At 70.3% G+C, this 21,313-nt stretch carries 17 protein-coding genes; all 17 read left to right on the top strand.

The genetic code is table 11. The features are described 5' to 3' along the window. Positions 1 to 259 precede the first annotated feature (259 nt). The 17 genes from V5F75_RS07765 to tssJ all read left to right on the top strand — a co-directional run bounded on the left by V5F75_RS07765 (position 260) and on the right by tssJ (position 21,300). Positions 260 to 505, top strand: coding sequence for a hypothetical protein (locus V5F75_RS07765; RefSeq protein WP_394037169.1), 246 nt, complete (start codon positions 260 to 262; stop codon positions 503 to 505). 1 nt (position 506) lies between these two features. Further along, positions 507 to 785 carry a FeoA family protein gene (locus V5F75_RS07760; RefSeq protein ID WP_394037167.1) on the top strand — a complete coding sequence of 93 codons (279 nt, stop codon included), beginning with the start codon at positions 507 to 509 and terminating at the stop codon, positions 783 to 785. 168 nt (positions 786 to 953) lie between these two features. After that, positions 954 to 2,870 (top strand): ferrous iron transport protein B, encoded by a 1,917-nt coding sequence (feoB, locus tag V5F75_RS07755; protein WP_509212157.1) that lies wholly within the window; start codon positions 954 to 956, stop codon positions 2,868 to 2,870. A gap of 254 nt (positions 2,871 to 3,124) precedes the next feature. Further along, complete coding sequence (locus tag V5F75_RS07750) at positions 3,125 to 4,822, top strand: methyl-accepting chemotaxis protein (protein ID WP_394037163.1); 1,698 nt, start codon at positions 3,125 to 3,127, stop codon at positions 4,820 to 4,822. Positions 4,823 to 4,998: 176 nt separating this feature from the next. After that, the gene (locus V5F75_RS07745) at positions 4,999 to 6,021 is read left to right on the top strand and encodes an LLM class flavin-dependent oxidoreductase (RefSeq protein ID WP_394037161.1); all 1,023 of its coding nucleotides are present in this window, start codon (positions 4,999 to 5,001) and stop codon (positions 6,019 to 6,021) included. Between the two features lie 91 nt (positions 6,022 to 6,112). Then, entirely contained in the window at positions 6,113 to 6,586 is a 474-nt protein-coding gene (gene ybaK, locus V5F75_RS07740; RefSeq protein WP_394035796.1) for a Cys-tRNA(Pro) deacylase, read from the top strand. A 70-nt stretch (positions 6,587 to 6,656) separates the two neighbouring features. Continuing rightward, positions 6,657 to 8,552, top strand: a complete 1,896-nt coding sequence (locus V5F75_RS07735) for a methanol/ethanol family PQQ-dependent dehydrogenase (RefSeq protein WP_394035527.1) — start codon at positions 6,657 to 6,659, stop codon at positions 8,550 to 8,552. A 75-nt stretch (positions 8,553 to 8,627) separates the two neighbouring features. Continuing rightward, on the top strand, positions 8,628 to 10,985 hold the full coding sequence (locus V5F75_RS07730) for an Orn/Lys/Arg family decarboxylase (RefSeq protein WP_394035529.1): 2,358 nt from the start codon (positions 8,628 to 8,630) through the stop codon (positions 10,983 to 10,985). A gap of 24 nt (positions 10,986 to 11,009) precedes the next feature. After that, on the top strand, positions 11,010 to 11,582 hold the full coding sequence (locus V5F75_RS07725; protein ID WP_394035531.1) for a GNAT family N-acetyltransferase: 573 nt from the start codon (positions 11,010 to 11,012) through the stop codon (positions 11,580 to 11,582). Positions 11,583 to 11,733: 151 nt separating this feature from the next. Further along, positions 11,734 to 13,404, top strand: a complete 1,671-nt coding sequence (gene tssA, locus V5F75_RS07720; protein ID WP_394035533.1) for a type VI secretion system protein TssA — start codon at positions 11,734 to 11,736, stop codon at positions 13,402 to 13,404. A gap of 23 nt (positions 13,405 to 13,427) precedes the next feature. After that, positions 13,428 to 13,922: a type VI secretion system contractile sheath small subunit gene (tssB, locus tag V5F75_RS07715; RefSeq protein ID WP_394035535.1), complete on the top strand. Its 495-nt coding sequence runs from the start codon at positions 13,428 to 13,430 to the stop codon at positions 13,920 to 13,922. Between the two features lie 47 nt (positions 13,923 to 13,969). Further along, on the top strand, positions 13,970 to 15,457 hold the full coding sequence (tssC, locus tag V5F75_RS07710) for a type VI secretion system contractile sheath large subunit (RefSeq protein WP_394035537.1): 1,488 nt from the start codon (positions 13,970 to 13,972) through the stop codon (positions 15,455 to 15,457). Positions 15,458 to 15,531: 74 nt separating this feature from the next. Continuing rightward, positions 15,532 to 15,936, top strand: coding sequence for a type VI secretion system baseplate subunit TssE (gene tssE, locus V5F75_RS07705; RefSeq protein WP_394035539.1), 405 nt, complete (start codon positions 15,532 to 15,534; stop codon positions 15,934 to 15,936). 37 nt (positions 15,937 to 15,973) lie between these two features. Beyond that, positions 15,974 to 17,722 (top strand): type VI secretion system baseplate subunit TssF, encoded by a 1,749-nt coding sequence (gene tssF / locus V5F75_RS07700; RefSeq protein ID WP_394035541.1) that lies wholly within the window; start codon positions 15,974 to 15,976, stop codon positions 17,720 to 17,722. Then, a complete protein-coding gene (tssG, locus tag V5F75_RS07695) occupies positions 17,719 to 18,738 on the top strand; it encodes a type VI secretion system baseplate subunit TssG (RefSeq protein WP_509212156.1) in 1,020 nt (339 codons plus the stop codon). Before tssF ends, tssG begins: the two co-directional genes overlap by 4 nt. Before the next feature lie 187 nt (positions 18,739 to 18,925). Beyond that, positions 18,926 to 20,782, top strand: a complete 1,857-nt coding sequence (locus V5F75_RS07690) for a type VI secretion system-associated FHA domain protein (RefSeq protein ID WP_394035545.1) — start codon at positions 18,926 to 18,928, stop codon at positions 20,780 to 20,782. Beyond that, on the top strand, positions 20,782 to 21,300 hold the full coding sequence (gene tssJ, locus V5F75_RS07685; RefSeq protein ID WP_394035547.1) for a type VI secretion system lipoprotein TssJ: 519 nt from the start codon (positions 20,782 to 20,784) through the stop codon (positions 21,298 to 21,300). The genes V5F75_RS07690 and tssJ overlap by 1 nt, the downstream gene beginning before the upstream one ends. Positions 21,301 to 21,313 lie beyond the last annotated feature (13 nt).

Raw genomic sequence — 21,313 nt, 5'->3', positions numbered from 1 at the left:
CAAGCGCCGCGCGGGCTTAGCCAAAGGCCCATGAGTCGAACTCATGGGCCTTTGGTTTCAGGATAAGAACCAGCCCCCTCCCGCCACGCGGGAGGGGGCTTTTTCGTGCTCCGCGGGCTGGCGCCGCCCACACCTTAGAATGATTATAATTACAATGATTTTCAGCTACTTACACAAGATGCCCTAAAGTGCTACAGGTTGGATCACCTGTCGGGCACCCGGTTGAGGACGGGTCCCGCTCCTGAGCATGGCGGACGGCATGATGGCGATGAACAAGGGGACCTCCCTGCGGGAGCAAGACCTGCCCTCCGGGCACCTTGCCCGCCTCGCCCGCCGGCCCGGCTCATGTCCGCAATTTTCCAGGATCGCTTGCGCCCGCGCGCGCCGACGAACGCTGTCGTCCCGTCCGCGCGCCTTGCGTGCGCAGGCCTGCCCCATTCATCCCCGCCCGATCTTCACAGGCACGCCTTTCATCTTCCCCGACATTTCCGGCTCCGAGGTTTGAGATGCACGATTCATCCCCGAAATTCGCCCATGCGGGCCAGATCACGACCCTCGCCAACCTGCAGCCCGGTGAGAGCGGGGTCGTGGAATCGGTGGAAGCGGGCATCTTCGAGCACGGCCTGTCGGTGCGCCTGCGCGCCATGGGCGTGAGCGCGTCGCGCCAGGTGTCCATGGTGCGGCGGGGATGGTTCGGCGGCCCCCTCGTCGTCCGCGCGGGCAAGGCGACCGACATCGCCATCCGCCGGGCCGAGGCGGCGCAGGTCAAGGTCCGCCGGATCTGACGCCCGCCGGAAGCGAGGACGACGCGAAGGTTCGCGTATTCAGGACGATTGCCGCCAGCCGCAGCCAGCGTCAGGCGATCCGGGACCGGCCGGCCCCACCGGTCCGCATCACGGCGCGCGGCACCCGCCGCCGCTCCCAGGGCCGCCCCGGCACCCGCCAGGGCGGATGTGGACCGTCAAAGCAACCGCGTCCGCGCGGCTCCCCGCGAGCTGCGCCGGGATGCCATCCGGCTGGGAACCAAGATGGATTGCTGCTCTCCCGAAGTTAAGCTCGCGCCCACGCTGAACAACATTCCGCGCGTCGCCCTCATCGGCCAGCCCAATACGGGCAAGTCGATGCTGTACAACCGGATCACCGGGGCCAACGCCTATGTGGGCAACTGGCCGGGCATCACCGTCAGCCTCTCCAATGCGCGCGTGAAGCTGGGCGGCCGCGAGGTCGAGTTCATCGACCTGCCCGGCATCTACGACCTCGAGGGCTTCTCCGAAGACGAGACGGTGGTCGCCAACTTCCTGAAGGCCTATCCGGTCGATCTCGTGATCGTGGTGGTCAACGCCAGCCAGATCGACCGCCAGATCCTGATGCCGCTGCAGGTGAGGCTGCTGGGCCTTCCGGCGGTGGTGATGCTGAACATGGAGGACGAGGCGCGCCGCGCGGGCATCGAGATCGACCCCGCCGCGCTCTCGGCACGGCTCGGCCTGCCGGTGCACCTCATCAGCGCCAAGTATGGCCACGGCTTCGCCGAGGGCATGGCCTCGGTCTCGCAGGTGCTTGAGCAGCGCGCGGGCACTCCGCCCGTTCTCGCCAATTACGAGAACCTGCGCGCCACCCTCATGACCGAGGAGACCCTCTCCGAAACCATCGCAGGGGCCGTCGCCTACCCGCACGAGCCGCCGAAGACCCTCACCGAGCGCCTCGACCGCTGGCTGCTGCACCCCATCCTGGGGCTGCCGATCTTCTTCGCGGTCATGCTGTTCGTGTTCTATGTCGTCTGGAGCGTCGGCCTGCCCTCCCAGGACTGGGTGGGCGCGGTGACCGACTGGATCCAGGCCGATATCCTGGAGCCGGTGCTAGGCCTGGGGCCGAGCTGGCTCCAGAATTTCGTCATCAACGGCATCTGGCTGGGCGTCGCCACCGTCGCCTCGTTCGTGCCGCTCATCATGCTGTTTTTTTTCTGCATGGCGGTGGTGGAGGACAGCGGCTACCTCTCCCGCGCCGCCTATCTCATGGACACCTGGATGCGCCGGCTCGGCCTCGACGGGCGCGCCTTCGTCATGCAGATGATGGGCTTCGGCTGCAACGTGCCGGCCCTGATGGGCACGCGGGTGATGCGCTCGCGGCCGCTGCGGCTGCTGTCCATGCTCATCATTCCGTTCTCGCTGTGCTCGGCGCGCCTCGCGGTGTTCGTGTTCATCATCTCCGCCGTGTTCCCGCCGGCCCAGGGGCCGCTGGTGCTGTTCTCGCTCTACGTCATCAGCTTCCTGGCGGCGTTCCTGGCGGCGGCGATCTTCAGCCGGTCGAAGCAGTTCAAGAGCACCGAGCCGTTCGTGCTGGAGCTGCCGCCCTACCGCGTGCCGACGCTCCGGCAGGTGTGGCTGCGCGGCTACGGCGAGCTGCGCGAATTCCTGCACCGCGCCACCAGCTTCATCATCCTCGGCACCATGGGCGTGTGGTTCCTCACCAACTTCCCCACCGACGCCGAGGGCCTCGACACCTGGGGCGGGCAGATCGGCCAGTTCCTGCAGCCGGTCATGGCGCCCATCGGCATCGATCCCTACCTCACCCTGGCGCTGATCTTCGGCTTCATCGCCAAGGAAGTGGTCATCGGCTCGCTGGCGACCATCTATGCCATGTCCGCCGGCCTCGTGGCGCAGCACATCTCGGTCACCGTCTCCCCGGCGGCGGCCTACAGCTTCTGCCTGTTCTGCCTGCTCTACACCCCCTGCCTGACCACGGTGGCGACGGCGAAGGCGGAAAGCCGCTCCTGGGGGTTCATGCTGTTCTCCCTGGGCACCTCGCTGGTCTATGCGTGGCTGGTGGCCTTCGTCTTCTACCAGTCCGCGCTTCTGCTGGGGTTCAAGTAGGCGCGCTGCGCCCCCGCGGGGGCGCAGCCTTTGCCCGGGACCATGCCTGCGCGGGGCTTGCACCCGCGCAATTCCCAGGCTACCGCCGGAAATAGCGATCCGCTAAGCTTCGCCCCAGCGCATCTTGCGGACGACGGGCGGTCCCCCAACGATTTGCGGCCTCCCGCCACCCAGGCGCGCAGCATCGCGCGGCGGCCCTGCTCCCGCCGCGCCGTCGCGGGATCGGGCTGGCCGGTCGGGGCCTGGGGGAATCAATGTCGTTCAAGAACTGGTCGCTGACGCTGAAGGTCGTGAGTCTCCTGCTGCTGCTCGCCATCCTCTCTTTCGGCGCCATCCTCTACGCCTCGTTCCAGATGACCGCCATCAACGCCGTCGGCACCGCGATCATCGAAGGGCCCGCCCCCGCCGCCGCCAATCTGGCCCGCACCAACCGCCTCCTGCGCCAGGTCGACATCGGCCTCTACCGGCTGATCGTGGCCGACACCCCGGCCAAGGACGAGGAGGCGACCCAGCTCATCGAGAAGGCCCTCGACGACTACAAGTCCCGGGTGGATCTCATCAAGGCGGAGACGCCCGAGTTCGCGGCGGAGATGGACCAGCTCCTGCAGCGGGTGAAGGCGACCATGGCCGCCGAGTGCGGCGCTATCCTGCGGCAGGCCCGCATCGCCGCCTCCGCCGAGGAGATCGCCCGCCTGGGCGAGACCATGCGGACCACCTGCTCGCCCAAGCTCGATGCCCTCGCCGACGCGACCACCGGCATCAACAAGCGGCTGACCGCCTCCATGGAGGCGCAGCACGCCGCCGCCACCGCCCTCGCCCACCGCACCGCCTGGCTGCTGGTGGTGGGCATGGGCCTCGGCACCCTCGCGGTGATCGCGCTCGCAATCGTCATCACCCGCCGCAGCATCGTGGGGCCGGTGAAGGATTCCATGGACGTGATGGCCGCCCTCGGCCACGGCAGCCTCGAGGTGAGCGTGCCCCACGCCGACCGGCACGACGAGGTCGGCGCCATCGCCAAGTCGCTGGTGGAGCTGCGCGGCCAGCTCCAGGATGCGGCGCGCATGCGGGTCGCCCAGGCCGAGGCGGAAACGGCCTCCAAGGCGCAGATCCTGCGCCGGGGCAAGCTCGCCGAGGAATTCGTCGCCCACATGCGGCAGCTCGTCTCCGCCTTCGTCCACTCCTCCGGAGAAGTGGCGGACGCGGCGCGGAACCTGTCGGCCACGGCGGAGGAAACCTCCCGCCAGGCCCAGGCGGTGGCGGCGGCCTCCGAGCAGGCTTCCACCAACGTGCAGACCGTGGCCTCCGCCTCCGAGGAGATGGCGGCCTCGGTGCGGGAGATCAACGGCCAGGTGGCCCATTCCGCCACCGTCGCCGACACCGCCTTTATGGAGGCGGAGACCTCCAACAGCCACATCGGCGCGCTGGCCAAGGCGGCGGTGGACATCGGCGAGGTGCTGGACCTCATCAAGGACATCGCCTCCCAGACCAACCTGCTCGCCCTCAACGCCACCATCGAGGCCGCGCGCGCGGGCGATGCCGGCAGGGGCTTCGCGGTGGTGGCGTCCGAGGTGAAGCAGCTCGCCGAGCAGACCGCCAAGGCCACCGACGAGATCTCCTCCAAGATCTCCGAGATCCGCGATGCCACCGACAGCACGGTGAAGTCCATGGCGGAGATCGTGCGCGTCATCACCACCATCAAGGAGACCGCCACCGCCATCGCCGGCGCGGTGGAGGAGCAGGGGGTGGCGACCTCCGAAATCGCCCACAACTGCCAGCAGGCCGCCTCCGGCACCAGCGAGGTGGCGCAGAACATCACCGGCGTCGGCCAGGCCGCCAACATGACGGGGTCGGCCTCGAACCAGCTCATGGGCCTCTCCGGCGGGCTCTCCGCCCAGGCCAATGAGCTGCGCGACGCGGTGGACACCTTCATGAAGGATCTCGCCGCGGCCTGACGCCGGCTAGGGCGGCCGCGCGCCGCCCTTTCCAGCCGCCGTCGCGGGCGAACCTGCGCGCGGGCTTGCGGTTCTGCGGGCGCGGGCGTGCGCCGATGCACGCAGGCGAGGGGATGCGGCCGCCGCAATCGGCACCTACCTTCAGGGGCACCTTCCCCCCTCGCGCGGTATCCATCGTGAAGAAGATCGGCTTTCTGTCCTTCGGGCACTGGACCCCCTCCCCCAGCTCCGGCACGCGCTCCGCGGCCGATGCGCTCATCCAGTCCATCGAGCTTGCGGTCGCGGCCGAGGAGCTGGGCGCGGACGGCGCCTATTTCCGCGTCCACCATTTCGCGCGCCAGCTCGCCTCGCCCTTCCCGCTGCTGGCGGCGGTGGGCGCGCGCACCCGCCGCATCGAGATCGGCACCGCCGTCATCGACATGCGCTACGAGAACCCGCTCTACATGGCGGAGGATGCGGGCGCGGCCGATCTCATCGCCGGCGGCCGGCTCCAGCTCGGCATCAGCCGCGGCTCGCCGGAGCAGGTGATCGACGGATGGCGCCACTTCGGCTACGCGCCGGCGCCCGGCGAGAGCGCCTCCGACATGGCGCGGCGCCACACCGAAGTGTTCCTCGACGTGCTGCGCGGCGAAGGCTTCGCCCAGCCCAATCCCCGCCCCATGTTCCCGAACCCGCCCGGCCTGCTGCGGCTTGAGCCCCATGCGCCGGGCCTGCGCGAGCGCATCTGGTGGGGCGCCGGCTCCAACGCCACGGCGGAATGGGCGGCGCGGCAGGGCATGAACCTGCAAAGCTCCACTCTCAAGGACGACGAGGGCGGGCTACCCTTCCACGTGCAGCAGGCGAACCAGATCCGCGCCTATCGCGCCGCCTGGAAGGCCGCCGGCCACGTGGGCGAGCCGCGCGTCTCGGTGAGCCGCAGCATCTTCGCGCTGGTGGACGACCGCGACCGCGCCTATTTCGGCCATGGCGGCGAGGCGCGCGACCAGGTGGGCTTCATCGACGAGACGACGCGCGCCATCTTCGGCCGCTCCTATGCCGACGAGCCGGAGGCGCTGGTGCGCCAGCTCGCGGCCGACGAGGGCATCGCCGAGGCCGACACGCTGCTCCTCACGGTGCCCAACCAGCTCGGGGTGGACTATAACGCCCATGTCATCGAGGCGATCCTGAAGCATGTCGCGCCGGCCCTCGGCTGGCGCTGATCGGGCTCCGGGATCGCGGGATTTCACACGGCCCCCGCGCGCCCATGGCCGCGCGGGGGCCGTGTGGGAATGAAGCCAGGGAACGGACGGCATGTCCAAGGCCACGCGCGCCACCCGAGCGCTGGAGCAGGCGAAGATCGCCTTCACCGTGCACACCTATGATTACGACCCCGATGCCGACAGCATCGGCCTGCAGGCGGCCGAGGCCATCGGCGAGGCGCCGGAACGGGTGCTGAAGACCCTCATGGTGCTGGTGGACGGGCGCCCCGCCTGCGCCGTGGTGCCCTCCGACCGCGAGGTCTCCATGAAGAAACTGGCGGCGGCCTTCGGGGGCAAGTCGGCGCAGATGATGAAGCCCGCCGAGGCCGAGCGCATCGCCGGCTACAAGGTGGGCGGCATCAGCCCCTTCGGGCAGGCGCGCCCGCCGCGCGTGGTGATGGAGGAGCAGGCGCTCGCCCAGCCCCATGTCTTCATCAATGGCGGCCAGCGCGGGCTCCAGGTGCGGCTCGACCCGCGCGCGGCGGCGCAGGCGCTGAACGCCATCGTCGCCCCCGTGGTCGCCTGAGGCCGGCGGCCCGCCCCTGCGGCAGGTTGCGCGGGCGCGGCGCGGGCGCCAAAGTCTCGCTGCGCGGCGCATGTTCGCGGCGCGAGAACGGACGAACCGCGCCCCAAGACGCGGCCACCGGGAGGACGAGGCCATTCACACGCAGACGCGCCCGGCGCGGGGAAGAACGCGCGCCGCCATCGCCGCGGGGCTGGTGCTGTGCGCCCTGCCCGCCGCCGCCAATGACGATGTGCTCCGGCGCGCCGCCAGCGGCCGCGAGCAGGTGCTGCAAACCGTGGACTACGCCAACACCCGCTATTCCCCGCTCGACCAGATCGACGCCGGCAATGTCGGGCGGCTGCAGGTGGCCTGGACCTTCTCCACCGGGGTGCTGCGTGGCCACGAGGGGGCGCCGCTGGTGGTGGGGGACATCATGTATGTCCACACGCCCTTCCCGAACGTGGTCTACGCCCTCGACCTCGCCCACGACGGCCGCATCCTGTGGAAATACGAGCCGCGCCAGTCGCGCGAGGTGGCTGCGGTGATGTGCTGCGACCTCGTCTACCGGGGCCTCGCCTATGCCGAGAGCATGGTGTTCCTGCACCAGGCGGACACCACCATCGTCGCCCTCGACGCCCTGACAGGGGAAAAGCGCTGGTCGGCCGTCAACGGCGATCCCAGGGTGGGCGAATCCAATACCGCCACCGTGATGCCGGTGAAGGACAAGCTGATCGTCGGCATCGCCGGGGCGGAGTTCGGCGCGCGCGGCCACCTCACCGCCTACGGGCTGAAGGATGGCAAGCGCCTGTGGCGCGCCTACAGCACCGGGCCGGATGCCGACATGCTGGTGGACCCCGAGAAAACCACGCAGCTCGGCCGTCCCATCGGCCCCGACTCATCCCTCAAGAGCTGGCAGGGCGACCAGTGGAAGACCGGCGGCGGCGCCACCTGGGGCTGGTTCGCCTACGACCCGAGGCTGAACCTCATCTATTACGGCACCGCCAACCCCTCCACCTGGAACCCCTCGCAGCGGCCGGGGGACAACAAGTGGTCGCAGTCCATCCTCGCCCGCGACCCCGACACCGGCATGGCGAAATGGGTCTACCAGATGACGCCCCACGACCAGTGGGATTACGACGGCGTCAACGAGATGATCCTGACCGACCGGGAGGTGGAGGGGAGGACGCGCGCCCTCCTCACCCATTTCGACCGCAACGGCTTCGCCTACACCCTCGACCGCGAGAGCGGCGACCTGCTGCGCGCCGACAAATACGACGCGAGCGTCAACTGGGCGTCCGGCATCGACATGGACAGGGCGAGCCCCGGCTTCGGCCGCCCGATGCTCGATCCCGCCTATTCCACGCAGGCGCGGGGCGAGGACGAGACCTATACCGGCATCTGCCCCGCCGCCCTCGGCACCAAGAACCAGCAGCCGGCCGCCTTCTCGCCGAAGACGCGCCTGTTCTACGTGCCGGTGAGCCGCATGTGCATGGACTACGAGCCATTCCACGTGGACTACGCCCCCGGCCAGCCCTATGTGGGCGCGACCCTCACCATGTATCCCGCCCCCGGCGGGGAGGGGCGCACCGGCGGCTTCCTCGCCTGGGATGCGCGCGCCGGACGGCCGGCATGGTCGCGGCCGGAGCAGTTCTCGGTATGGTCCGGCGCCCTCGCCACCGCCGGGAACATCGTGTTCTACGGCACGCTCGAAGGCTATCTGAAGGCGGTGGACGCGCGCACGGGGGAGGAACTCTACCGCTTCAAGACGCCGTCCGGCATCGTCGGCAACGTCACCACCTACATGCACGCCGGCCGGCAGTATGTGGCGGTGCTCTCCGGGGTGGGCGGCTGGGCCGGCATCGGGCTCGCCGCCGGCCTCACCGATCCGGAGGACGGCTCGGGCGCCAACAAGGCCTATGCGACGCTCAGCAGCTACACCGCGCTCGGCGGCCAGCTCACCGTGTTCGCCTTGCCCGACGGCGAATGAGGCTCAGGCGCACCACTGTCGTGGTCCTGTCATCGAACCGAACCACATCTGCCACCGGATCAGCGCGGGTGCCCCATGGACTATTTCAGACGCTTCACGTTCCTGTTCGCGACCCCGACCTTCGACGCGGAGGACCTGGAAGGCGCCCGCTACAACCAGATCGTGGCGGAGATCGAGCGCTCCGGCTTCGAGGTTGTGCGCGCGCGCAACCTGGAAGACGCGGAGATCGCGGTGCAGACCGATGCCGCCATCGGCTGCATGATGGTGGACTGGGGCAAGAAGGGCCTGGAGGGCAAGACCGCCGCCCTCATCAACCTGATGCGCCGGCGCGGGCTCGATTTCCCCATCCTCCTGCTCATCCGCCGCAAGCGGCTGGAGGATGTGCCGGTCGAGGTGCTGGATTTCATCGACGGCTATGTCTTCCTCTCCGAGGAGACGCCCGCCTTCATCGCCAAGAACCTCATCAGCCGCCTCAAGAAATATGCGGAGACGCTGAAGACCCCCTTCTTCGGCGCGCTGGTGGACTATGCCCAGGAGGGCAACCAGCTGTGGACCTGCCCCGGCCACAACGGCGGCATGTTCTATTCCCGGAGCCCCATCGGCCGGGTGTTCATGGAGCACCTGGGCGAGGCGGTGTTCCGCGACGACCTCGACAATTCGGTGCTCGATCTCGGCGACCTGCTCACCCATGAGGGGCCGGCCCTGGCGGCGCAGAAGGAAGCGGCGAAGATCTTCGGCGCCGAGAAGACCTATTTCGTGCTGAACGGCACCTCCACCTCCAACAAGGTGGCGCTTTCCGCCCTCGTCACCGACGGCGACCTGGTGCTGTTCGACCGCAACAACCACAAGGCCGCCCACCACGGCGCGCTGCTGATCTCCGGCGGCATCCCGGTCTATGTGCCGACCGCGCGCAACGCCCACGGCCTCATCGGCCCCATGGACTTCGCCGCCTTCGACGAGGACGCCCTGCGCGAGCGTATCCGCACCCATCCGCTGGTGAAGGACAAGGACGCCTGGAAGAAGGAGCGCCCTTTCCGCGTGGCGGTGGTGGAGCAGTGCACCTATGACGGCACCATCCACAATGCCGAGATGATCCTGAAGAAGATCGGCCACCTCACCGACTACATCATGTTCGACGAGGCCTGGGCCGGCTTCATGAAGTTCCACCCGCTCTATGCCGGGCGCTTCGCCATGGGGCTCAAGGACCTGGGGCCCGACAGCCCCGGCATCATCGCCACCCAGTCCACGCACAAGCAGCTCGCGAGCTTCTCCCAGGCCTCGCAGATCCACATGAAGGACCGGCACATCAAGGGCCAGAAGCGACGGGTGGAGCACCGGCGCTTCAACGAGAGCTTCATGCAGCACGCCTCCACCTCGCCCTTCTACCCCCTGTTCGCCTCGCTCGACGTGGGCGCGCAGATGATGAAGGGCCGCTCCGGCGAGGTGCTGTGGGACGACACCATCCGCCTCGGCATCGAGCTCAGAAAGAAGCTCCGCGCGGTCCGGCGCGAGTTCGAGGAGAAGGAGCAGCGCCCCGAGCGGCAGTGGTTCTTCGAGCCGTTCGTGCCCGACCGGGTGCAGATTCCCGACGCGGCGCGCCCCGGCGGCGTGCACGACGTGCCGTGGGAGAGCATCTCCACCGACCTGCTCGCCTCCGATCCCGCCTTCTGGCAGCTCACGCCCGGCGCGGCATGGCACGGCTTTTCCGGCATGGAGCCGGGCTTCGCCATGACCGATCCCAACAAGCTGACCCTGCTCACCCCCGGCTTCGACCCGAAGACCGGCGCCTATGCCGCGCACGGCATCCCGGCGCCCGTGGTCGCCCAGTATCTGCGCGAGAACCGCATCGTCGCCGAGAAGAACGACCTCAACTCGCTGCTGTTCCTGCTCACGCCCGGCGTCGAGGCGTCGAAGGCGGGCACGCTGATCTCGGGCCTCGTCGCCTTCAAGAAGCTGCACGACGACAACGCACTGCTGGAAGAGGTGATCCCCGAGTTCTTCCGCCGCCGCCCGGCCCGCTACGCCGGAGCGCGCCTGAAGGACCTGTGCGGCCAGATGCACCGCTTCTTCCGCGACGCCAACGTCAGCGCGCTCCAGGCCAGGCAGTTCCGCGCCGAGCACCTGCCGCCGATCGCCATGTCGCCCCACGACGCGGCCCGCTGCCTGGTGCGCAACGACGTGGACTACCTGCCCATCGGGGACGTTCTCGGCCGCATCGCCACCACGCCGTTCGTGGTCTATCCGCCGGGCATCGCCACCATCGTGCCGGGCGAGCGCATCACCGAGCAGGCGAAGCCCATGATCGACTACCTCAAGATGTTCGAGGCGTGCTTCAACACCTTCCCCGGCTTCGAGGTGGAGATCCAGGGCGTCTATCGCGAGACGGATGCGTCCGGGCGCGTCAGCCTCCATACTTACGTGGTCGCGGAATAGAGCGGGGGAGCCTCGGGTTCGGTCATGGAGCAGGAACAGGAGAAGGCGAGGGGCATCGTCGTCCGCCCCTCGCGGGACACCGACGTGGACGCCATGCTGACGATCTACCGCCGCCACATCCGCCGCGGCGTGGAGGACGGGGTTGAGGACGACGGCACGCCGGAGCCCGACGACCTGCGCGACCGCCGCAAGAACCTCAAGAACCGCCGCCTGCCCCACCTCGTCGCCGCCCTGGACGACCAGGTGGTGGGCTATGCCTATGTGGTGCTATTCCGCAAGCGGCCGGCCTATCGCTACACGGTCAAGCACTCCATCTACATACATCACGAGCACACCGGCCAGGGGGTGGGGGCGCTGCTCATCAACGCGCTGATCGACGCCTGCGCCGCCGCCGGCTTCCGCCAGATGATCGGCTACATCGACGCCGACAACACCGCCTCGCTGGCGCTGCACGAGCGGGCGGGCTTCACCCGGGTGGGGCACCTGCCGGCCGTGGCCTATCGCTATGGCCGCTGGGCCGACAGCGTGATGATGCAGCGCGCGCTGGGGCCGGGCTCCACCACGCCACCGCCGCCGCTGCCGCTCTCCACGCGCTGAGCCGCCGCGCGGCCCCGCGACGGCGCGCGCCCTGCGCCCGCGCCGTCGCAGAAGCGCCATCCGAGCTTCATCCTGCCGTCAAGCAAAACAAAGAAAACCGGCACGCGCTCCATTTCGCCCATGGGGCGGGCTGGAGCAGACGCGGCCGGATATGAGCGAGCACCCCATTCCGCCCTTCGAGGACGCGCGCAGCGCCGCGCTCCTCCTGTCTCTCTCCCCCGCCTCGCCGATCGGCGCCGATGTGCGCGGCCTCCCGGCGTTCGAGGAGATGGAGGCGGACGTCCGCCTCATCGAGACCGAGGGCCCCGGCGGCGTGCCGTGGGAGCGCGTGGCGCGCATCGGCCTCGAGCTTCTCTCCAGCCAGGGCCGCGACCTGCTGGTGGGCGCCTGGACCACGGTGGCGCTCACCCACAGTGAGCAGTGGCGCGGCCTCGCCCTCGGCCTCGACGCGCTGTCCGCCATGGTGAAAGAGTGGTGGGATATCCTGCCCCCGAAACGCGAACGCGCCCGTGTCGGCGCCCTCGAATGGATGGTGGCGCGGCTGACGCCGGTGGTGTCGGCCCTGGCGGTGGGCGAGGACGACATCGCCGCCGTGGCGCACGCCTCCACCCTGCTGGAGGACTTGCACACCCTTCTCCCGCAGAAGCTCACTCGCGAGCAGATCGCGTTCGGCGACCTGGTGCGCGCCGTGCGGCCCAAGGCGGAGGAGGCGAAGGGCCTCCTCGCCCGCGCCGCCGCCGCGACCGAGGCGCGCGCGCGCCAGGAGGCGGCGCAAGCCGCCGCCGCCAGCGCCCCGCAGCCGGACCCTGCGCCCACGCCCCAGGCCGCCCCGGCGGCGCCCGCGCCGGCGACTTCGCTTCCAGATGCCGCGCCCCCGCCTCCGCCCGAGGTTCCCGCCGGCGCCGCCGGGCCCGAGCTCGACCGGGCGCTGGGCGCGCTCGCCGACAGCATGCGCCGGCACGCACGGCAGCTGCGCGAGACCCATCTCGCCGATCCGCGCAGCTATCGCCTCACCCGCGCCGCCGCGTGGCTCGACATCTCCCTGCCCCCGCCCGCGATCGGCAGCGCCACCCAGCTCGCGGCCCCTTCGGCCGAGCGGCTGGAAGGCATCGCGGTGATGGGCCGGGTGGGCGAGCATGAGGCGCTGGTGCGCACGGTGGAAGGGATGATCGGCTCGGCGCCCTTCTGGCTGGACGCGAACCGCCTCGCCTTTGAATCCCTGGCCGCCCTCGGCGGCCGCCACGCCCTGGCGGCGGAGGCGGTGGTGGAGATGACCTGCGCCTTCATGCGGCGGCTTCCCGCGCTGGCGGAGATGACCTTCTCGAACGGCATGCCCTTCGCCGGCCCCGCCACCCGCGCGTGGCTGGAGCAGCAGGCGGGCTCCGGCGCCGCCGGCGCGCCGGCGGAAGGGCAGCAGGCGGACGGCCTTCCGGAGCTGGCGGAGGAGATCCGCGGGCTCGTCGGCGCCGGCAAGAAGGCGGAGGCGCTGGACCGCCTGGGCGCCGCCCGCGCCGAGGCACGCGGCGGGCGGGCGCTGTTCGAGCTTCACATCATCGAGGTGCAGGCCTGCCTCGACCTCGACATACCCGGCGTCGCCCTGCCGCTGGCGCAGCACCTGGAGGCGGAACTGGAGCGGCATGCGCTCGACGCCTGGGAGCCCGGCCTCGCGCTGCGGGCGACGCGCCTCGCCCTGCGTGCCTTTCGCCACCCCGCCGCGGAGAAGCTGCTGGGCGGCCCGGCCCTGCGCGCCGCCGCCGAAACCGCCCAGCGGCGGCTCGCCCGCCTCGATCTTCGGACCGCCGTGCGGCTGATGCACGCCTGACGGCACTGGTGAGGAACATGGACATGGCTGATTCCGTCGTACCCAAGGAACGCGTCAACATCCGCTACCGCCCCGCCACCGGGAACGTGAAGGAGGATGTCGAGCTTCCGCTCAAGCTGCTGGTGGTGGGCGACTTCACGCAAAAGCCCGACGAGCGCCCGGTGGAGGAGCGCGAGCTCTCCAACGTGAACAAGGACAATTTCGACGAGGTCCTCAAGAGCCAGCATCTTTCGCTGGACCTGTCGGTGGACGACAAGCTGAACGACGGCGGCGCCGACGAGAAGCTGGCGGTCAATCTCAAGTTCGAGCGGCTGAAGGACTTCGAGCCCGAGGCGGTGGTGCGGCAGGTGCCCGAGCTGAAGGCGCTGCTGGAGCTGCGCGAGGCGCTGGTGGCGCTCAAGGGCCCGCTCGGCAATGTGCCCGCCTTCCGCAAGATGATCCAGAGCGTGATCGACGACGAAGCCGCCCGCCAGCGCCTGCTGTCCGAGATCACCGCCTCCGGCGACAAGCCGGCCTGAGCGGCCTTGACGAGGCTCAAGCCGTCGAACCTTTCGGAGAAATGTCCATGAGCACGCCTGATACCGTTGCCGAGGCTTCGACCGGGACGGCCACGCTGGAAGAGGCCTCCATGCTGGACCAGATCCTGCAGGAGACCAAGCTGCGCCCGACCGACGAAGGCTATGACGTCGCCCGCCGGGGCGTGGCCGCCTTCATCTCCGAGCTGATGAAGCCGGCCCGCGCCGATGAAAAGGTCAACAGCGCCGCGGTCGACCAGATGATCGCCGCCATCGACCAGAAGCTGTCCGCGCAGCTCGACGTCATCTTCCATTCGGAAGGCTTCCAGGAGATGGAATCCGCCTGGCGCGGCCTGAAGTTCCTGGTGGACCGCACCGACTTCCGCCAGAACATCAAGGTGGAGATGCTCTCGGTCGCCAAGGACGAGCTGCTGGCCGACTTCGACGATTCCCCCGAGGTGGTGCGCTCGGGCCTCTACAAGCATGTCTACACGGCCGAGTACGGCCAGTTCGGCGGCCAGCCCATCGGCGCGGTCATCACCAATTACGATTTCGGCCCCGGCGCGCAGGACATCAAGCTGCTGCAGTATCTCGCCAGCGTCGGCGCCATGTCCCACGCGCCGGTCATCGGCGCCGCCTCGACCCAGATGTTCGGCGTGGACAGCTTCGAGGAAGTGCCCAACCTCAAGGATCTGCAGTCGATCTTCGAGGGGCCGAAGTATGCCAAGTGGAACAGCTTCCGCCAGAGCGAGGATGCGCGCTACGTGGGCCTCACCGCCCCGCGCTTCCTGCTGCGCCTGCCCTACGGCCAGGACAGCAACCCGGTGAAGGCCTTCAACTATAGCGAGGCCTCGTCCGGCAGCACCGCCAACTACCTGTGGGGCAACACCGCCTTCGCCTTCGCCACCCGCCTCACCGACAGCTTCGCCAACTACCGCTGGTGCCCCAACATCATCGGCCCGCAGTCCGGCGGCGCGGTGGAGAACCTGCCCCTGCACACGTTCGAGTCCATGGGCCAGCTGCAGAGCAAGATCCCGACCGAGACCCTCGTCTCCGACCGGCGGGAATACGAGCTGGCCGAGCAGGGCTTCATCGCCCTCACCATGCGCAAGGGCACGGACAACGCCTCCTTCTTCTCCGCCAACTCGGTGCAGAAGCCGAAGTTCTTCGGCAACAGCGAGGAAGGCAAGGCGGCGGAGCTGAACTACAAGCTTGGCACCCAGCTTCCCTACATGTTCATCATCAATCGCCTGGCGCACTACATCAAGGTGCTCCAGCGCGAGAACATCGGCAGCTGGAAGACCCGCGTCGAGCTCGAGACCGAGCTCAACAAATGGATCCGCCAATACGTGGCCGACCAGGAGAACCCCTCCGCCGACGTGCGCTCCCGCCGCCCCCTGCGCAATGCGCAGATCACGGTGGAGGACGTGGAAGGCGAGCCCGGCTGGTATCGCGTCTCCATGGCCGTGCAGCCCCACTTCAAGTACATGGGCGCCGACTTCACCCTCACCCTGAAGGGCAAGCTCGACAAGGCCTGAGGCCGGAAACGACGGCGGGCGGGCGCTCCCCGCCCGCCCGCGCCGGGGGATGACGCAGCCATGGCCGCACGCTCATGACCTACCGCTCGCTCATCGAGCGCCTCAGGGAACCGGACGCGGAGGCCGCCGCCCCCCACGCCGCCGACCTCGTGGGGAGCATCCTCGACAACCTGCGCTGCGTCCTGAACTCGCGGGTGGATTGCTGCCTCTCCCGGCCGGACTTCGGCATGCCGGACTTCAACGACCTCGTCGGCCGCTTCCCCGACGCGCTGGCCATCATCGCCTCGGCGGTGCGGGCGCAGATCGAGATGTTCGAGCCGCGGCTCTCGGAGGTCGCGGTGCGCCATGTGCCGGACCTCAGCAATCCGCTGAACCTCGCCTTCCGCATCCACGCCACCCTGGCGCTGGAACAGGGCGCGCGGCGCCTGTCGTTCGACACCGTCCTCAACAACAACGGCTATGTGAACCTGAGCGACTGACCCCGCACCGACCTTCCAGCATGGGCACCGCAACACCGTGACGCTGAACCGCTACTACCAGGACGAGCTGGCTTACCTGCGCGACCTCGGCGACATCTTCGCCCAGGAGAATCCGAAGCTCGCCAGCTTCCTGTCGCGCAAGGCCAGCGACCCGCACGTGGAGCGCCTGCTGGAAGGCTTCGCCTTCCTCACCGCGACCCTGCGCCAGCGGCTCGACAACGACCTGCCCGAGCTGGTGCACGATCTCCTGCGCCTCATCTGGCCCGCCTACCTGGAGCCCGTGCCGCCGGTGACGACGCTGGCGTTCCGACATGCGCCGGGTAGCGACGGCACCGCCCTGCGCGTGCCGCGCGGAACCCAGGTGCGCTCGCGCGCGCTCGAAGGCACGAGCTGCCCCTTCGCCACCTGCTTCGACCTTTCGGTGCTGCCGTTCGAGCTCGGCGACCCGGCGCTGGAGAACACCGCCTCCGGCGCCGAGATCGCCCTCGACCTCGACTGCCTGCCCCACGCCTCCTTCGCGCCCCTGGCCGAGCACCGGCTACGCCTGCATTTCGCCCCCCAGGGCGACCCGGCGCAGGCGGGCCACCTCCATCTTTGGATGCTGGCGCACCTGCGCCGCATCCAGGTGCGCCACGGCGAGGAGACGGTGCTGAGCCTGCCGCCCACGGCCGTCACCCCCGGCGCGTTCACACGCGAGGAGGCGGTGCTGGCGCAGCCGGGCAACGCCATCGAGGGCTTCCGCCTGCTCCAGGAATACCTGCTGGTGCCCGACAAGTTCCTGTACGTGGACATCGCCGGCCTCGCGCCGCTGGCGCAAACGGCGGCCCGCGGCCTGCGGCTGGTGTTCCAGTTCGCGCGGCCGCTGCCGCAGCAGGTGCGCCTGCCGCCCGGCGCCATCCGCCTCAACTGCACGCCGGCCGTGAACCTCTTCCACACCGATGCGCGCCCCCTCAGCGTGGACGGCGGCAAGACCGAATACCGCCTCGTCCCGATCCAGGGCGAAGGGCTCTCCATCCACGCGGTGGAGGGCGTCTCCGGCTACGTCCAGGGCGCCTCGGAGCGCATCGTCTACACGCCGTTCGAATCCTTCCGCCACGACCTGCCGGGCGAGCGCGCGCACCGGGCCTATTACCGCCTGCGCGCCAAGCCGGCGGTGAGCGGGCGGCGGATCGACCACTACCTGTCCTTCGTCAACCGGCTGGACGAGCGCGCCGTGCCGGCGGCGGAGACGGTCTCCATCGGCCTCGTCTGCTCCAGCGGGCGCCTCGCCGAGCGCGTGCCGGCGGGCGCCGTGAGCCAGCCCGGCAACAACACGCCGAGCGGCGTCCTGTTCGAGAACATCGCGCCGGTCGCCCCGGAGATCCCGCCGCCGCTGGCCGACGGCCTGCTGTGGCGGCTGGTGGCGGCGCTCGCCTGCAATTTCAGCTCCGTGGCCAATGTGGAGGCGCTGCGCCAGCTCATCGCCACCTTCGACTTCCGCGCCGTGCAGGACGACCAGATGCGCCAGCGCCTCGCGCTGCTGCTCGCCGGCCTGGAGCGGTTCGAGAACACGAGCGGGGACATCATGGTGCGCGGGGTTCCCGCGCGCATCCGTCGCTTCACCCTGGTGTGCCAGGAAAGCAAGGTGGGCGGCGAGGCGGAGATGTTCCTGCTCGGCAGCGTGCTCGACCGCATGCTGAGCGCGTTCGCCACCGTGAACAGCATGCACCAGTTCGCCGTCCGCGGCAGCGAAGGCAACGTGAGGTACGAATGGGCACCGAGGCAGGGCGTGAAGCAGCTCCTGTGAACACCCCCGCCGCGCCCGCCCGCCTTCCGCGGGAGGCCGCCGCGCCAAAGGGGGGCCTGCCGGACATCGAGGGCCTGGAGACCTGGGCCTTCCTGGCGCTCACGCGCCTGCTGGAGGAGACCTTCCCCGATGCGCCGGCCTTCGGCGCCACCCAGGACCCGAGCCGCGAGCGGGTGCGTTTCCGCGCCAATCCGAGCCTCGGCTATCCCGCGCGCGAGGTGGAGCGCATCCGCGTGGATGCGGACAGCGGGCTGGTGGAGCTGACGGTGAACTTCCTCGGCCTCCACGGGCCGTCCTCGCCGCTGCCGCCCTTCTACACGGAGCAGGTGATCGAGGATGCCGCGGATGGCGGCGTGCTCGGCACCTTCCTCGACCTGTTCAACCATCGGCTGGTGTCGCTGCTGGTGCGCGTGCACAAATATCACCGGCACGACCTGCGCTACGAGGCCGGCGCGCGCGATCCGGTCTCGCTGATGGCGGCGGCGCTGATGGGGCTGCTGCCGGGGCCGGCGGCCGAGCGCCGCGTGATGCTGATGCCCTATGTGGGCCTCCTGAGCTGCTACAGCCTCTCGGCCTCCATCATCGCCGCGCTCATCGGCCACTGCACGGGCCTGCCGGTGCACATCGAGGAGTTCGTCGCGCGCACCGTCACCATCCCGGCGCCGCTACGCTCCCGGCTCGGCGCGCGCGCGCCGGAGCTCGGGGGAGACTTCATCCTGGGCGCCGACGTCACCGACAGGATGGGCAAGTTCCGCCTCGTGGTCGGCCCCCTCGACCGGGCGACCTTCGACCGCCTGCTGCCGGACCAGCCCCTGTTCGCCGACGTGCTGCGGCTGCTGATGCTCGCCCTGAAGGACCCGCTCGCCTTCGATGTCCGCCTGGAGCTGGCGCCCGGCGCGCTGCCGGCCCTCGCGCTGGGCAGCGGCCGGCTCGGCTGGAACACGTGGCTCGCGCCCCCGGCCGGCGCCGACGGCGCGGCCGACTTCGCCGCCGACCGACTGGCCGCAAGCCTGTGAACGGGCGGGCTCCGGCGGCGCGCGCCTGTAATCGGCATGTCGCAATTTGCACCGATAAGGTCCCCGATCGTGCCGGCCGCATGCCTGCTGCCGAGCCGCTTCCGTCTGCCATGGCGGTGATGCCTTCTCGCGGCGGACCGCCGCCGGCGAGGCGCGCCCGATGGGCTCCTGCGACGGGGAGGACGTTGTGCTGCGTGCGAGGCTGACCGTCACCAGCGAGCAGGGGCGCGAGCTCGGTGCGCAGGCCACGCACGACTTCGACGCGGCCGGCGGCATCATCGGCCGCGCCGGCACCTGCGACTGGCGCCTGCCGGACACCAGCCACACCCTCTCCTCCCGCCATGCCGAGATCCGCTTCAACGGCCATGGCTTCATGGTGGTGGATCTTTCCACCAACGGCGTCTACGTCAACACCACGGACGCCCCGCTCGGGCGCGGCAATGCCGCCATTCTGGTCAATGGCGACCAGCTCTATCTCGGCACCTATGTGATCGCGGTCGAGCTCCTGCGCGCGGCCCAGGCGCCCGCCGCCGGGCCGCCGGCTGCCAACCCGCTGCCGCCGCCGGCGCGGGCTCCCTCGGCGTTTCCCCCCGCCCGCAGCGACTTCGCCCCGCAGCCCCTTCCCGGCGCCCGGCCCGCCACCCGCGATCCGCTCGCCGCCCTCGACGGCGCGAGCATGCTGCAGGACGGCGACAACCCCTTCGGCGACCTCGGCATCGGCCATCCCGATGGCATCCGCCATCTCGACGGCCACGGCGCCGAAGCCGGCCCGCGGGCGCCGTGGCCGGGCGGCCTTCCCGCCGGCCTCCCGCCCCAGGGCGCGCGCCGGCTGATGCCTGATCCGGCTGCGGGGACCGAGGCACTGCCGGAACCCGTCCGCCCGCTGCTGCCGGCGCGTGCCCCGGAAGCCGCGACGCCCTCGCCTTTCCCGTCGGCGCGGACGCCGCCGCTGCCCGCCCCACCCGTCGCACCCGAGCCTCCCGAGGCGGCGGTGATCCCGCCCGACTTCCTCGACGAGCTTTCCATCCTGATTCCCCGGCTGGTGGAGGCGGGCGCCGCCGCGCCGCCGGCGGAGGTCCCGCCATCCCTCGACGACCCCGAGGAAATGGTCACGCTGCTGCGGATGCGCGGCAAGGGGAAGACCCCCACGCCCCCCACGCCGGCCCGGCCGGCGGCGCAGCCTTTCCCGGCGAGCCCGGCTCCGGCCGACCTTGCTCCGGCCGCCCCCCGCCCCGCACAAGCCACCACCGGGGCGCCGCTCACGGTTCCCTTCCCGGCCACGCCGTCGGAACCGCCGGTGCTCGCCGCCGCGCCCCTCCAGGCGGCACCTCTCGTCGCACCGCTCCAGGTCAGGCCCCTCCAGGTCTCGCCGATGGAGGTTGGATCGGCCTTCCCGCCGCTTCCGCCGCCCGGCGCGCCGGAGCCGGGCCGGGCGGCGGAAGCCGGCTTCTGGGCCCTGCTCGGCGTGGACGCGGCCCGCCTCTCCGGCGCCGAGCGCGGGCGCCTTCTGGGCGAGGTCGCGGGCCTGCTGCGGGCCGTGCTCCAGGGCCTGTTCGACCTGCGCGACATGCAGGCGCACCTGAAGCGCGAGCTGCAGCTCGGCGGCCCCGTGGGCGCGGACAACCCGTTCGTCACCGCCGCCACGCCGGAGGAGGCACTGGCGCGCACCCTCGGCCAGCGCGGCCGGGCGAGCCCCGGAGAGGGGCGCGGCTTCGGCCCCGGCGCCACCGCCGCGGCGGCCCAGGCGATGCTCGACGAGATGTGCCGCCACGAGATGGCCGCCGGCAACGCCCTTCCCGCCACCATCGCCAGCCTCCTGGAGCGGGTGAGCCCGGCCGCCATCGCCTTCGATATCGAGGAAGAGGGGCCGAGCGGCGGCATCTTCGCCAGGAAGGCCGACAAGGCGAAGCTCTGGGACCGTTACCTGATGATGCATGAGCGGCTCGTGGACGCCCTCGACGTGGTAGGCGCCGAGCAGATGGGGCGGGCCTTCGCCCGCGCCTACAACCAGGATGGCGGGCATCCGCCCCCGGAGGAAACCTGATGGCGCTGCGCATCACCCGTCGCCAGGCCCTGCGGGGCGCGCTCGCCGGCCCGTTCGCGCTCTCGGTCGGCGCCTGCGCCACGCCGGGGCCGCCCCCGGTGGTGGTGACCCCCACCAACATCACCGTCCGCGCCGACGAGAACATCAATCCCAACCAGTCGGGCGTGCCCTCGCCGGTGGTCATCAAGCTCTATGACCTGAAGGCCACCACCAACTTCATGGCGGCGAGCTTCTTCGAGCTGCTGGACCACGACGTCACGCGGCTGGGGCCCGAGATGATCTCCAAGCAGGAGCTGGAGATCGTGCCCGGCGCCACCCGCGACGTGGACCACGAGATCACCGGCGACGTGAGATATCTCGGCGTCATCGCCGGCTTCCGCGACATCTCCGCCGCCCAGTGGCGCGCCCTGGTGGAGCTGACGCCCGGAAAGACCAACTACCTGCTTGTCACCGTGACGAGCCTCGCCGTCACCGTCGAACTCAACGCCACGCGCGGCAAGGGCTGGTTCGGCCTGTAGCCGCGCGCCCCGC

It is taken from the genome of Xanthobacter albus, from assembly GCF_043194895.2.
Taxonomy (GTDB): Bacteria; Pseudomonadota; Alphaproteobacteria; order Rhizobiales; family Xanthobacteraceae; genus Xanthobacter.
Note: the sequence above shows the minus strand (reverse complement) of the source record. Positions and strands in the feature narration are given on the sequence as shown.

Bases quoted from the DNA above. Each gene is read 5' to 3' on its own strand.
- V5F75_RS07760 (WP_394037167.1), top strand. From the start codon at position 507: ATGCACGATTCATCCCCGAAATTCGCCCATGCGGGCCAGATCACGACC.
- V5F75_RS07750 (WP_394037163.1), top strand. From the start codon at position 3,125: ATGTCGTTCAAGAACTGGTCGCTGACGCTGAAGGTCGTGAGTCTCCTG.
- tssB (WP_394035535.1), top strand. From the start codon at position 13,428: ATGGCTGATTCCGTCGTACCCAAGGAACGCGTCAACATCCGCTACCGC.
- tssC (WP_394035537.1), top strand. From the start codon at position 13,970: ATGAGCACGCCTGATACCGTTGCCGAGGCTTCGACCGGGACGGCCACG.
- tssJ (WP_394035547.1), top strand. From the start codon at position 20,782: ATGGCGCTGCGCATCACCCGTCGCCAGGCCCTGCGGGGCGCGCTCGCC.
- V5F75_RS07765 (WP_394037169.1), top strand. From the start codon at position 260: ATGATGGCGATGAACAAGGGGACCTCCCTGCGGGAGCAAGACCTGCCC.
- V5F75_RS07735 (WP_394035527.1), top strand. From the start codon at position 6,657: ATGTTCGCGGCGCGAGAACGGACGAACCGCGCCCCAAGACGCGGCCAC.
- ybaK (WP_394035796.1), top strand. From the start codon at position 6,113: ATGTCCAAGGCCACGCGCGCCACCCGAGCGCTGGAGCAGGCGAAGATC.
- V5F75_RS07730 (WP_394035529.1), top strand. From the start codon at position 8,628: ATGGACTATTTCAGACGCTTCACGTTCCTGTTCGCGACCCCGACCTTC.
- tssA (WP_394035533.1), top strand. From the start codon at position 11,734: ATGAGCGAGCACCCCATTCCGCCCTTCGAGGACGCGCGCAGCGCCGCG.
- V5F75_RS07725 (WP_394035531.1), top strand. From the start codon at position 11,010: ATGGAGCAGGAACAGGAGAAGGCGAGGGGCATCGTCGTCCGCCCCTCG.
- tssE (WP_394035539.1), top strand. From the start codon at position 15,532: ATGACCTACCGCTCGCTCATCGAGCGCCTCAGGGAACCGGACGCGGAG.